General features: G+C 70.2%; 11 protein-coding genes and 1 tRNA gene. 8 read left to right on the forward strand and 4 right to left on the reverse strand.

Translation table 11 applies throughout. The features are described from left to right. Positions 1 to 35: 35 nt before the first annotated feature. The 5 genes from AC5DRG_RS44965 to AC5DRG_RS44985 all read left to right on the forward strand — a co-directional run bounded on the left by AC5DRG_RS44965 (position 36) and on the right by AC5DRG_RS44985 (position 5,259). Positions 36 to 1,391: a M24 family metallopeptidase gene (locus tag AC5DRG_RS44965; RefSeq protein WP_491805852.1), complete on the forward strand. Its 1,356-nt coding sequence runs from the start codon at positions 36 to 38 to the stop codon at positions 1,389 to 1,391. After that, complete coding sequence (locus AC5DRG_RS44970; RefSeq protein ID WP_491805854.1) at positions 1,388 to 2,749, forward strand: amidohydrolase family protein; 1,362 nt, start codon at positions 1,388 to 1,390, stop codon at positions 2,747 to 2,749. The genes AC5DRG_RS44965 and AC5DRG_RS44970 overlap by 4 nt, the downstream gene beginning before the upstream one ends. Next, positions 2,746 to 3,627 (forward strand): cupin domain-containing protein, encoded by an 882-nt coding sequence (locus AC5DRG_RS44975; protein ID WP_491805856.1) that lies wholly within the window; start codon positions 2,746 to 2,748, stop codon positions 3,625 to 3,627. Before AC5DRG_RS44970 ends, AC5DRG_RS44975 begins: the two co-directional genes overlap by 4 nt. Further along, positions 3,624 to 4,313: an SDR family NAD(P)-dependent oxidoreductase gene (locus AC5DRG_RS44980; RefSeq protein ID WP_491805858.1), complete on the forward strand. Its 690-nt coding sequence runs from the start codon at positions 3,624 to 3,626 to the stop codon at positions 4,311 to 4,313. The genes AC5DRG_RS44975 and AC5DRG_RS44980 overlap by 4 nt, the downstream gene beginning before the upstream one ends. Positions 4,314 to 4,485: 172 nt before the next feature. Continuing rightward, positions 4,486 to 5,259, forward strand: coding sequence for a sulfite exporter TauE/SafE family protein (locus tag AC5DRG_RS44985; RefSeq protein ID WP_491805860.1), 774 nt, complete (start codon positions 4,486 to 4,488; stop codon positions 5,257 to 5,259). Here the strand turns inward: AC5DRG_RS44985 and AC5DRG_RS44990 are convergent. Further along, on the reverse strand, positions 5,241 to 6,047 hold the full coding sequence (locus AC5DRG_RS44990; protein ID WP_491805862.1) for a TIGR01458 family HAD-type hydrolase: 807 nt from the start codon (positions 6,045 to 6,047) through the stop codon (positions 5,241 to 5,243). The genes AC5DRG_RS44985 and AC5DRG_RS44990 overlap by 19 nt on opposite strands. An 84-nt stretch (positions 6,048 to 6,131) precedes the next feature. Here AC5DRG_RS44990 and AC5DRG_RS44995 point away from each other — a divergent pair, with 84 nt between their 5' ends. Continuing rightward, positions 6,132 to 6,878 carry a cobalt-precorrin-6A reductase gene (locus AC5DRG_RS44995; RefSeq protein WP_491805863.1) on the forward strand — a complete coding sequence of 249 codons (747 nt, stop codon included), beginning with the start codon at positions 6,132 to 6,134 and terminating at the stop codon, positions 6,876 to 6,878. On the opposite strand, the gene AC5DRG_RS45000 is transcribed toward AC5DRG_RS44995, so the two are convergent. The 3 genes from AC5DRG_RS45000 to AC5DRG_RS45010 form a co-directional block, all read right to left on the reverse strand. After that, positions 6,865 to 8,961 carry an MDR family MFS transporter gene (locus AC5DRG_RS45000; RefSeq protein WP_491805865.1) on the reverse strand — a complete coding sequence of 699 codons (2,097 nt, stop codon included), beginning with the start codon at positions 8,959 to 8,961 and terminating at the stop codon, positions 6,865 to 6,867. The two genes, AC5DRG_RS44995 and AC5DRG_RS45000, sit on opposite strands and share 14 nt — an antisense overlap. A gap of 89 nt (positions 8,962 to 9,050) precedes the next feature. Then, complete coding sequence (gene cobF, locus AC5DRG_RS45005; protein WP_491805867.1) at positions 9,051 to 9,824, reverse strand: precorrin-6A synthase (deacetylating); 774 nt, start codon at positions 9,822 to 9,824, stop codon at positions 9,051 to 9,053. Between the two features lie 133 nt (positions 9,825 to 9,957). Beyond that, complete coding sequence (locus tag AC5DRG_RS45010) at positions 9,958 to 10,506, reverse strand: DUF309 domain-containing protein (RefSeq protein ID WP_491805869.1); 549 nt, start codon at positions 10,504 to 10,506, stop codon at positions 9,958 to 9,960. A gap of 101 nt (positions 10,507 to 10,607) precedes the next feature. Here AC5DRG_RS45010 and AC5DRG_RS45015 point away from each other — a divergent pair. Beyond that, positions 10,608 to 10,681: transfer RNA gene (locus AC5DRG_RS45015), tRNA-Pro, on the forward strand. A gap of 880 nt (positions 10,682 to 11,561) precedes the next feature. Next, the gene (locus AC5DRG_RS45020) at positions 11,562 to 12,983 is read left to right on the forward strand and encodes a hypothetical protein (protein ID WP_491805871.1); all 1,422 of its coding nucleotides are present in this window, start codon (positions 11,562 to 11,564) and stop codon (positions 12,981 to 12,983) included. Positions 12,984 to 13,002: the final 19 nt, after the last annotated feature.

The following is a 13,002-nucleotide window of genomic DNA, read 5'->3' on the forward strand; positions in this document are numbered from 1 at the left end:
GGACAGCCGTTCACTCCGAAGTGGGGGTGGTCGCCATGGCGATCCGCACATTCGGACCCAACGCCGTCGACTGGGAAGAGCGCATCGACCTGGACCGGCTGCGCAGGCAGCGGCTGGCCCGACTGCACGAGACCCTGAACGGCTCCTCGCTGGGCGCCGTGCTCAGCTTCGACTTCGCCAACATCCGCTATATGACGGCCACACACATCGGCACCTGGGCGATGGACAAGCTGATCCGCTTCGCCCTGCTGGTGCGTGGCGGCGAACCCGTCGTCTGGGACTTCGGCTCCGCGGCCCGCCACCACCAGCTGTACAACCCCTGGCTGGACTACAGCGACGGCAAGGACGGCCCGCCCACCGGCGCCCGCGCCGGCATCTCCACGCTGCGCGGCGCCTTCCACCCGGACGCGGGAATCGCCGAGGATGTCGCTCGGAAGATCGCCGCCGAACTACGCGAACACGGCCTGGCGGGCGAGCCCTTGGGCATCGACGTCGCCGAGATGCCCGTCCTCGCCGCCCTGCGCGCCGAGGGCATCGACGTCGTCGACGGCCAGCAGGTCTTCCTGGAGGCCCGCCGCACCAAGACGCGCGACGAGATCTCCCTGCTCACCCAGGCCTGCGCGATGGTCGACGCCGCGTACGAGGAGCTGTACGGCTATCTGCGCCCCGGCGTGCGCGAGAACGAGTGCGTCGGTCTGGTCAGCAAGGTCCTCTACGACCTCGGCAGCGAGTACGTCGAAGGCGTCAACGCCATCTCCGGCGAACGCTGTTCACCCCACCCGCACGTCTACAGCGACCGCCTCATCCGCCCCGGCGACCCCGCCTTCTTCGACATCCTGCACAGCCACCTCGGCTACCGCACCTGCTACTACCGCACCTTCGCCGTCGGCAGCGCCTCAAGCGCCCAGCGCGACGCGTATGTGCGCTGCCGCGAGTACATGGACGAGGCCATCGCGCTCGTGCGACCCGGCGCGACCACCGCCGACATCGTCCAAGTCTGGCCGCGCGCCGAGGAGTTCGGCTTCGCCGACGAGACGGCCGCCTTCGCGCTCCAGTACGGCCACGGCGTCGGCCTGTCCATCTGGGAGAAGCCCGTCTTCAGCCGCCTGGTCTCCCTCGACCACCCCGAAGTCCTCGAAGAGGGCATGGTGTTCGCCCTGGAGACATACTGGCCGGCCGCCGACGGCTGGTCCGCGGCCCGCATCGAGGAGGAGCTCGTCGTGACCGCGGACGGCTGCGAGGTCATCACCAAGTTCCCGGCGGAGGAGCTGCTCGTGGCGGGCCGCAAGTACTGGACGGTGGGCGGTGAGCTGAACACCAGGCGCGAGGCACAGTCCCACCTCAACACCCGTAGGAACGGGGAGAACACCCCAAGGGAGGCAGGGCGATGACCGATCGGATACTCCTACGCGCCGGACACGTGATCTCGATGGACCCCGATATCGGGGACCTGCCCCAGGGTGATGTCCTCATCGAGGACGGCAGCATCGTGGCGGTGCGGCGCGAGATCGACGCGGACGCCGAAGTGCTCGACATGACCGGCCGGATCGTCATCCCCGGCTTCGTCGACACCCACCGCCACACCTGGGAGGCATCCATCCGGGGTACCGCCCCCGACGCCACCCTCGACGACTACTTCGTCGACATCCTCGACACCTTCGCCCCCCTCTACACTCCCGAGGACGTGTACGCGGCCAACCTCGCCGGCACCCTCGAATGCCTCAACGCCGGGATCACCACACTCGTCGACTGGTCGCACATCAACAACACACCCGAGCACCCGGACGCGGCGATCCAGGCGCTGACGGAGACCGGCATCCGGGCGCAGTACGCGTACGGCAGCGCCAACACCTCCCTCGCGGACTACTGGTTCGAGAGCAAGATCGCGATCCCGGGGGACGACGTACGACGGATCCGCGACCGCCACTTCGCCTCCGACAGCGGGCTGTTGACCATGGGGCTGGCCACGCGCGGCCCCGGCTTCTGCGTCAATGACGTCGTCACCGCCGAGTGGGCACTCGCGCGCGAGCTGGACATCCCGATCACCGTGCATGTGGCCATGGGCAGGCTCGCCGGCCGCTTCGGCATGGTGAAACAGCTCCATGACCTGGGCCTCCTCGGGCCGGACACCACCTACATCCACTGCTGCTACTTCAGCGAGGAGGAGTGGCGGCTGGTCGCCGACAGCGGCGGCACGGTGTCCATCGCCCCGCAGGTCGAGACGCAGATGGGGCACGGCTGGCCGCCCGTGATGAAGGCGATCGAGCACGGGCTGCGGCCGTCGCTGAGCATCGACGTCGTCACCACCGTCCCCGGCGACATGTTCACCCAGATCCGCGCGGCCTTCGGCGCCGAACGCGCCCGCGTCAACGCCGACTGCTGGCAGGCCAATCTGCCGGTACCCGAAACGATGTTGACGGCACGTCAGATGCTGGGGATCGCCACCGTCAACGGCGCGCATGTCGCGGGACTGGAACACCGCACCGGTTCCCTGACCCCCGGCAAGCGCGCCGACATCGTCGCCATCGACGCCACCGCGCTGAACATCGCGCCCGTCCACGACGCGGCCGCCGCGGTGACGCTGTGCGCGGACGTGTCCAACGTGGAGACCGTCATCGTCGACGGAGTGATCCGCAAGCGGGACGGGAAGCTCCTCGCCGACACCGGCCGGGCCCGCCACCTGGTCGAGGAGTCACGCGACCGCCTCCTGGCCGCCAAGGCGGCGAGGACACCGAAGGCCTCGTCATGACCCACCACCTGGTGCGCCGGGCCGCCGACGTGCCCGAGCCGCCGTACGACGCCCACGGCCACCGGCGGCGGGAACTGGTCGGCGAGGCCGACGGGAGCGTGCACACCGGATTCGGCATCTGTGAACTGCGCCCGGATGGTGTGGTCGGGCCACATGTGCACTCGTACGAGGAGAGCTTCCACCTGCTCGACGGGACCGTGATCCTCGACGTGGCCGAAGGGTCGTACCTGCTGGAGGAGGGCGACTACGGCCTCCTCCCGGCCGGCGTCCCGCACGCCTGGCGCGGCGCCGGGGACACCGGCGCCCGCTGGGCCGACCTGCTCGCCCCCGTGCCACGGGCCCGCTACCGCCACGACACCCACGCCGTACCCGCGCTGCCCGCGCGCGACCCCGTCCGCATCGACGTCCGCGACCCGCGCACCCGGTCCTTCGGCCACTTCGAGCCCGCCCAGATGGACGCCGGCAAGCAGTCCCAGGACCTGCTCGCGGTGTCGGCGAGCATGCGGACCGCGCTGCTCGTCTACAGCGGCATCACCGTGAAGATGATGGTCGACAGCGACCTGGGCGCCGTCGCCTCGACGATGTTCATGGTCCAGTACGCGCCCGACGGCATCGCGGGCACACACGATCACCCCTTCGAGGAGACGTACCTGTTCCTCGAAGGCACCGTCGACGCGACCTTCGACGGGGCGAGTTACCGGCTGGGCCCGGGTGACGTCGCCTGGGCGGGCGCCGGTTGTGTGCACGGCTTCACCAACGCCGGTGAGGGGCCGCTGCGTTGGCTGGAGACACAGGCACCGCAGCCGCCGCCGCGCCACTCCTACCGGTTCACCAGGGACTGGGAGTACCTGCGCGAGGCACTGGAGGATCAGAGATGAGCAGCGTTGTCGTCATCGGCGGTACCTCCGGGATCGGCCGCGAGTTCGCCCGCACCCGCGCGGAACGCGGGGACGACGTCGTCATCACGGGCCGGGACGCCCATCGCGCCGACACACTGGCCAAGGAGATCGGCGCCCGGGGCCTCGGCGTCGACCTGGCCCGGCCACTGGAGATCGCCGGTGCGCTGGCCGACCTGGGACGCGTCGACCATCTGGTGCTCGCGGGAGTCTCCCGCGACGACAACCACGTGACCTCGTACGACATCGACGCCGCCCTGCACCTCGTCACGCTCAAACTCGTCGGCTACACCGAGGTCGTGCACACGCTGCGCCCACGGCTGCACAACGGCAGCGCGATCGTCCTGTTCGGCGGGCAGGCCAAGGAACGGCCCTATCCGGGCGCGACGACGGTGGCGACCGTCAACGCGGGGATGTCCGGCCTGGTCCACACCCTCGCCGTCGAACTCGCGCCCGTCCGCGTCAACGCCATCCATCCGGGCGTCGTCGGCGACAGCCCGTACTGGCTGGCCAAGCCGGAACAGGTGCTGGCGACCCTGCGCACCAAGACGCCCACCGGACGGCTCGCCACGATGGCGGACGTGGTGGACGCCGTGGACTTCCTGCTGCGCAACGGCTCGGTCAACGCGGTCGACCTGAACGTGGACGGAGGATGGCTGTTGGGGTGAGTGCTGTGGTCGTCAGCCCTTGAACCCGACGGCGCCGTAGAGCGACACCGGCCCCTCGCCCTCCGGACGTTCGTCCACCGCGAGCTCCGGACGCCAGCATCACCGAGTCACCGGCCACCTATCGAGACGCTCCTTACGCCGCCAGATACATGCGCATAGCATCGGGATCCGCATGGACACGATGACTATCTGGCACATCACCGGTTGGGAGTTCGCCGCACTCGCCTTCGCGGCCCTGCTCGTCGGCTTCTCGAAGACGGCCGTGAGCGGGGCCAACACGGTCAGTCTGGCGATCTTCGCGGCCGTACTGCCCGCCCGCGCCTCCACCGGTGTACTGCTGCCGATCCTGATCGCCGGGGACGTGCTCGCCGTCCTCACCTACCGACGGCACGCCCACTGGCCCACGCTGTGGCGACTGTTCCCGGCGGTCGCGGCGGGCGTGGTCCTCGGCACTCTGTTCCTGGTCTGGGCGGGCGACGAGATCGTACGGACCTCTATCGGCGCGATCCTGCTGCTGATGGCCGGGGTGACGGTGTGGCGGCGCCGCAAGGCCGACACGGACGAGGAGCCGGACTCGGTCTCCACCCGGCCCGGCCGCATCAAGGCCCGTTCCTACGGTGTCCTCGGCGGCTTCACCACCATGGTCGCCAACGCGGGCGGCCCGGTGATGTCGATGTACCTCCTGTCCGCGGGCTTCCGGAAGCTGGGGTTCCTGGGGACGTCGGCCTTCTTCTTCCTGATCGTGAACGTCTCGAAGGTGCCGTTCAGTGCCGGGCTCGGCCTGATCGACGGCGACTCGTTGCTCCTGGACGCCGCGCTCGCCGTGTTCGTCGTACCGGGGGCGTTCCTCGGCAAGTGGGCGGTGAACCGGATCAACCAGCGGCTGTTCGAGCAGCTGGTGATCGTGGCGACGGTCGTCGGCGGGGTTCAGCTGCTGTTGCGCTGAAGGAGGGACTGAAGGAGGGATGGGAGATCCGCGAAGGAGTCGATGACGTGGTCGGGCTTTCCGCTCGCGGACCGGTGGGTCTCCGGGAGGTACTTGCCCGTCCTGACGAGGACGCCCGCGATGCCCGTGCGCTGCGCGGCCAGTACGTCCGACTCGATGTCGTCGCCGACCATCAGCGCCTGGTCCGGGCCGACCCCGAGATGGGCGAGCGCGGCCTCGAAGAAGGCGGGGGAGGGTTTGCCGGTCACCTCGGCCTCGGTGCGGGCGGCCGCCTCCAGCCCCGCCAGGAAGGCCCCGGCGTCGAGCTGCAGCCCGCGCTCCGTCCGCCAGTACAGATTGCGGTGCATGGCGACCAGCCGGGCGCCCCGCTGGAGGTGCCCGAAGGCGCGGTTCAGAGCGGCGTAGTCGAACTCGGGACCGGCCCCGCCGACGATGACGACGTCCGGGACGTCCTCGGTGTCGTCGTCGAGGAGGGTCACCCCGCTCAGATCGTCCCGGATGTCGCCGCTGTTCAGGAGGGTGCAGCGGGCGCCGGGCAGCCGGTCGGCGAGGTGTGCGGCGGTGACGGCGGGCGCGGTGAGGATGTCCTCGCCGGCCACGGGGAACCCGGCGTCTCCCAGGGCCTCGGCGATCGAGGCACGCGTACGGGAGGTCGTGTTGGTGAGGAGCGCGACGGAGAGCCCGGAGCCACGGATCTCCCGGAGCGCCTCCACCGCCCCCGGCAGCGGTTGCCACGACACGGTGAGGACCCCGTCGATGTCGATGAGGACGGCGCGCACTGAATCCATGCAGGGACGATAGCCATCCGCCGCCGCGAAATCGGTGTTCCACCCGCCGAACCGCTCCCCGAGGGGGCCCGTACCCTCGACGCCATGTCCCCGCACGTCCTGGTCCTCGGCGGCACCACCGAGGCACGCCGACTGGCCGCCGCACTTGACGCGCGCCCCGACGTCCGGGTGACCACGTCGCTGGCGGGGCGGGTGTCCCGTCCGGGGGCGCAGGCCGGGGACGTACGGATCGGCGGCTTCGGCGGGGCGGAGGGACTGGCCGACTGGCTGCGCGAGCACCAGGTGGACGCCGTCGTCGACGCCACCCACCCCTTCGCCGAGACCATCACCGCGAACGCGGCACGGGCAGCGGCGGCGACCGGCGTACCGCTGGTGGTACTGCGCCGCCCGGGCTGGCGGCCGGGCCCCGAGGACCGGTGGCACATGGTCACGTCACTGAGTGCGGCCGCGGACCTGCTCCCGCGACTGGGCCACCGGATCTTCCTGACGACGGGACGCCTGGGCCTGGCAGAATTCGCCCACCTGACGGAACCGCACTTCGTCGTACGTTCGGTGGAACCCCCCGAGCCACCGATGCCACCGCACACGCAACTGATCCTGGCACGCGGCCCCTTCACCGTGGCCGACGAGTCACACCTCCTGCGCGAGCACCGCATCGACGTCCTGGTCACGAAGGACAGCGGCGGCGAGGCAACAGCCGCCAAACTCACGGCCGCACGCCAACTCGCCCTCCCGGTCGTGGTCGTACGTCGGCCGGCGTTGCCGAAGGACGTGACCGTGGTGCCCGACGTGGCGGGCGCGGTCGAGCGACTCGGGCTCAGCCCGCTGTGACGGGTTGGTGCGCGCCGCTGGAGGCCAGCTCGGCCGGCTTGTGCGGCAGGCCGGTGCTCAGGTCCTCGACCAGGAGGCGTTTGGCGATCGTGTGCACCGCGGCGCGCAGGTCCTCGCCCGCCGGGCGGCCGATGTCCTGCTGGACCTGGTCCTCCAGCCAGGCGCCCCATGCCGTGCCGATCACCTGGGCCTCGCGTTCTCCGGCCTCGGTGTGGGAGAGGAACGAGCCGGCGCGGGTCAGATAGCCCTCCTCGACCATGCGGTCGAAGACCGGCAGGAGCACCTCGGGAGGCAGGTGCCGGCGGGCGGAGATCATGCCGAGGCTGGCATGGCCGACCAGCTTGGTCATCAGCTCGACCTGCATCACGGCCCATGCGCCGGCCACGTCGAGCCGCGTGTCGGAGCTCTCGACGATCCGCCGGCCGGTGTCCAGGTCGGTACTGCCGATGATCTTCCCGACGGAGGCTTCGAGCACCCGCTGGGACGTCGCGCCGGCCGGTTGCGCGAACCCCTCGCCCATGTCGGTGGAGCCCATCCGCGCGCTGTCGCGCAGCTGCACCTGCTTGAGGAACAGGGCGACCACGAAGCCGATCGCCGCGACCGGCACGCACCACAGGAAGACGGTCTGGATCGTGTCGGCGTAGGCGTTGATGATCGGAGCCGCCGTCTCAGCCGGCAGTTTGTGCAGGCCTTCCGGGCTGGTCGCGGCCTTGGTGATGATCGCCGGGTCCGTGCCGCTCGTCTGCGCGGCGGCCGCGATCCCGTCGCCGAGGTTGTTGTTGAGGGCGTTGGTGTAGATCGTGCCGAAGACCGCGGTGCCGAAGGAGCTGCCCAGCGTACGGAAGAAGGTGACGCCGGAGGTCGCGGTGCCGAGGTCGGCGTACTCGACGGTGTTCTGCACGGCGATCGTCAGGACCTGCATGCACAGGCCGATACCGGTACCCAGCACGAACATGTACAGCGATTCGAGCCAGGCACCGCTGTCCGGGCCCATGAGCGACATCAGATACAGCCCGACCCCCATCACCAGGGAGCCGACGATCGGGAAGAACCGGTACTGCCCCGTCTTGCTGACCACGTTGCCGCTGAAGATGGACGCGATGAGCAGCCCGAGCACCATCGGCAGCGTCCGTACACCGGACACCGTGGCCGAGTCGCCGTCGACGTACTGCAGATAGGTCGGCAGATACGTCATCGCGCCGAGCATCGCGAAACCGACGATGAAGCTGAGGATCGAGCAGACCGTGAAGACCGGGTTGGCGAACAGCCGCATCGGCAGCATCGGTTCCCGGGCGCGTGTCTCGGCCCAGCAGAACAGGCCGAGCGCGATCACTCCGCCCACGAACAGGCCGATGATGACGCCCGAACCCCACGCGTACTCGTTGCCGCCCCAACTCGTCGCCAGGATCAGCGCGCTGGCGCCGATCGCGACCATCGCGATACCCAGGTAGTCGATCACGGGCCGGGAGGCCGACTTGACCACAGGGATGGTGCGGGCGGCCGCGATGACGACCACGATCGCGATCGGGACGTTGACGTAGAACGCCCAGCGCCAGGTCAGATGGTCGGTGAACAGCCCGCCGAGCAGCGGGCCGATGACCGTCGCCACGCCGAACACCGCGCCGATCGCGCCCTGGTACTTGCCTCGCTCCCGCAGCGGGATGACGTCGGCGATGAGGGCCATCGCCGTCACCATCAGGCCGCCCGCGCCGACGCCCTGCACCGCCCGCCAGAGGATGAGCAGCGTCATGTTGCCCGCGAGGCCGCACAGGAACGAGCCGGTGATGAACACGATGGCCGAGACCTGGAAGACCACTTTGCGGCCGAACATGTCGCCGAACTTGCCGACCAGGACGGTCGCCACGGTCTCGGCGAGCAGATACGAGGTGACCACCCAGGACATGTGCTCGGCACCGCCGAGGTCCGACACGATCGTCGGCAGGGCCGTGCCCACGATCGTCTGGTCGAGGGCCGCCAGCAGCATTCCCAGCATGATCGTCACGAAGACGACGTTGCGGCGGCGCGCGTCCAGGACGGGCGGCTGTGCGGCTGCGGGAAGTGCGGTTTCCTCAGCGACTGTCACGAGGTCACCATCACACCGGCGGGTTTCACCCGCATGCCGGGACGGTCCGCCCGGGTGCCGCCCGGCCGGCGGCTCCCCACTGCTCCCCTCTACTGCTTCTTCGGGTGCCTGCGCAGCAGATACGTGTCCATGATCCAGCCCTTGCGCTCGCGGGCTTCCGCACGCAGCCGCTCGATACGGGGAGCGGCCTCGGCGATCGGGCCGGAGGCGAGGATCTCGTCCGGGGTGCCTATATAGGCGCCCCAGTAGATGTCGATGTCCTGGTCGGCGTACTGCCGGAAGGTCTGATGCGCGTCGAGCATCACGACCACGTCGTCCACGCCCTCCGGGAAACCCTCCGCGAGCCGTCGGCCCGTGGTGATCTGGACCGGGCGGGCGACCCGGTTGAGGCCGGTGCGGTGCCGGGCGACCAGAGCCGAGACGCTGCTGATGCCCGGCACGACGTCGTACTCGAAGTCCACGGCGCCTCGGTCGAGGATTTCCTCCAGGATGCCGAGCGTGCTGTCGTACAGCGAAGGGTCGCCCCACACGAGGAACGCGCCGCTCTCGTCCTCGCTCAACTCATCGGTGATCAGCCGCTCGTAGATGTCCGCGCGGGCACTGCGCCAGTCACCCACGGCGGGGGAGTAGGCGGCCCCGCCCGCACGCCGGTCCCGATCCGGATCGCGGGCCTCGACCAGGCGGTACGTGCCCTGCGGTATGTGCGCGTCGAGCATGTCCCGGCGCAGCCGCACGAGGTCGGCTTTCGTCTCGCCCTTGTCGAGGATGAAGAACACGTCTGTGCTCTTCAGAGCGCCGACCGCCTGGAGGGTGAGCTGGTCGGGGTCGCCCGCGCCGATACCGATGACATGAATCTTTCGCACGTCCCCGAGTCTGCCGTACGCCACCCTCCGCTGGACATGCGGGTCGTTCGGCCTCGGGCCGGTGGGGGCTGGTCGCGCAGCTCCCCGCGCCCCTTGCGGGGCGCTGCACCACACCCGCATTCACAAGTCCCGTCTACTGCGCCTGCGAACCTCGCAACCGGGGTGCCCGTTCCCTTGCGTCTACGACCGTCCCGGCATCCCTCTCCACTACTTCCGCGAGGTCCTTTGCCCAGGTGACGACACCGGCGACATCCATGCCGTACGGGTGCTGCCGCTCGCCCAGCGTCGCCCACTCCTCGACTCCGCCCGCCCCGCGTCGCAGCAGCCTCGCACCGCCCGTGGCATTGCCCCGGGCCGCGTGGGTGAGTCCCACGGCGAGTTGGGCGAGGCCGCGCCACAGGGCTCGCTCCTCGTCGGGGCCCGACTTCCAGGCGTCCTCGAAGACCTCGTGCGCGTGGAACGGTTTCCCCTCGTCCAGCAGCGCCTGCGCCTCGGCGACCGATGCCTCCGGGGAGCGCACGATGCCCTCCGGCTGACGTGCCACGCCGTCCGCGTCGTACGGCAGGGGCCGCCCGAGTCCGTCCCGCGGCCGGGCGCTGCGCGCCCGCCCCTCGCCGTCCCGGTCCCGCGCGCCGGCCTGGCCCTCTCCCGTGCCCCTCGTGTCTCCCGATGGTCTGCCCATACGTCGATTGTCGCGCGCTTCGGGCCGCCTGCGGGTCAGTCACCGTTGTGGGGTAAAGTGCTGTTCGCGCGATCACGCGGGTCACCGCGGGGTGAACGCACCGGGACGTGGCGCAGCTTGGTAGCGCACTTGACTGGGGGTCAAGGGGTCGCAGGTTCAAATCCTGTCGTCCCGACGGTGCGAAGGGCCTTCGCGGGCGAGAAGCCCGCGGGGCCCTTTTTCGTACCCATGGCGTGCGTCTCCCAAGTCCCGAGAGGCCCGTTCGCCACTCCAGTCACGCCGGTTACGATCGGCGTTCCGATTCGCCCGCGTGCGGCTTGTGTATTGGAACAGAAGAGGCCGGGAACGGCGAGCGGTTTCGGTGAATCCCGTGTCTTCTTCCACCATCCATCCGTGATGGGAACACAAGTTCTCCCAGCGGTTGAACGATCTTTATCGAATTCCCCGATAAACCTCATCAGGTCCCCTCTTGTTGTGTCATCATGTTGCACCCGCGGGCGAGCGCTTCTGGCTGCAGGCGAGCGTGCGCGGGTGGGGATCGCATCGGGGGGAGTTGCAACGTGGGGGGATCCCGTATTCATCAGGCATGCCCTGTGTGCAGAACTCCTGGCCAGGATGGCGAGTTCTGTGAGGCCTGCCAGTGGCGGCTGTACGACGACCCGGTCCTCGGGGAGCTGACCCCGCAGGACGTCCAGCGGGCGCGAGCGGCGCTGCAGGCGGCCGGACACGCTTGGGACGCAAGGGCGGTCGCGCTGTCGGCCCGGGATCCGGGCGGCGCCGCGGGAGGGGGGCTCGAACAGCTCGGGGCCTTGATCCGGGGTGGTCCGCCGAGACCGGGGGAGACGGTTCCGACCGGCCCACCGGAGTCCTCGGGAAAGGCCGGCGGCTCGGGTCCGGACCGGTACGGGGGCATTCTCGACGAGCTGTTCGGGCGGCGGATCAAGGAATTATTGTTCATCGAATTCACGCCCGACGAAGTGAACGTGGTGAAGGTGGCGGTGGGGGACGGTGGAATACCGCACCAGGCCGATGCGGGAAGCACCGAATGGCGTTCCATGGTTCCCCTTCTGGACACCCGCGCGGAAATCCGTCGCTTTCAACTCGCCGGGGGCATAGGGACTCTGCCGCCCGTCTCCCGCACTGAATTCGACGACACCGTTCTGCATTGGCTGAAGGCGTATATCCCGCCCTCCTACGAACACTCGGTCGTGCTGCTGACACCTCGCGCCGGCTGGGTCCTGCTGGAGCGTGCCGCAGCCGTCGTGCGCGGCGTGTACCCCCTCCGCGCCGAGCTCGGCCGGGGCACGGCCGTCGCCGCGGACGGCACGACCTCCGAGGCCGTACGGGAAATAGTGCGCACCGCGCCCCTGCTCGCCGACCACACGCTCGTGCTGGCCCACGCCGACCGCCGGACCGGCGCGGTGCAGACCCACAGCCACGTCCTCTTCCCCGCGGGCTCCCGGCTCCGGCACGGGGAGACGGCGACCACGGAAGTCACGGTGCACGGCGGGGTCGAGGCCGGCGAACCGTTGCGGCTGCCGGTGTTCGCCGGGGCTCCCGCGGCCGACGGAGGCGGTGCCCCGACCCTGGCCGTGCACGAGGTCACCGTCGGCCGGCTCGAACAGGTTCGGCTCAGATACGTCCTGCGCGGGCCCGGCGAGGTCGACCTCGTCGCACCGGCAGCCGACTCGTCGTACGGACCGAAGAAACGCGCCGCCGTCGACGTGCCGGCCCTGATCGGCCGACTGCCCCACCGGATCATCCGCCCGCCCCGGCTGGAACTCTTCTTCACCGTCGAACTCAGCGGCGCCGACCAGGCGGAGAGTGAGGAACGGCTCGCGTTCGTCCGGGACGTCATCACCGAACTGGCCCGGCAGGACGGTTCCGGTTCCGCTTTCCGCGTCGGTGCCGTGGGCCACTACGACCACGGAATCCGCGAGAACAGCTACACGTCCCCGCCCATGGTGCTGCTGCCGCCGATCGCGGCCGGCCCCGCGTCGGCCACCCTCAACGCCCTCGCGGCCTGGCCGCCCGCCCGGCGCACCCAGGACCTGGCGTCCTCGCTGGAGGACGCGCTCAGGGCGGTGGTCCCGCTGGCGAGAGCGGCCGGCGCGGGCACCGACACCGTCCGGCGCGTCCTCGTGATCGTCGCCCGCCGGCCACCCGGCCTGCCGCGACAGCAGGGCATCGTCCCGGTCTGCCCCCTCGGCGCCGACTGGCGGATGGAACTGAACCGGCTGCGCGCCGCCGGTGTCCGCGTGGCCGCCAGGGCCGATCCCGCGACCGGACCGGCCCCGTACGACCATCCCGGCCTCGCGGCGCGGCACTACGCCGAGGAGGCGTGGACCGAGCTGTCCGCCGAAGGCTCCTACCGCCCGGGCAAGGACTCGGCGGCCGACGTGGCCGCCGAACTCACCCCGCCCTGGCGGCTGGAGGGCCCGCCGTGCCGGCTGGCCTTCGCCACCCCCCTGATCTGATTCCGCTTCCGCTCCCGTA

It is taken from the genome of Streptomyces sp. JLBG701 (genome assembly GCF_058544905.1).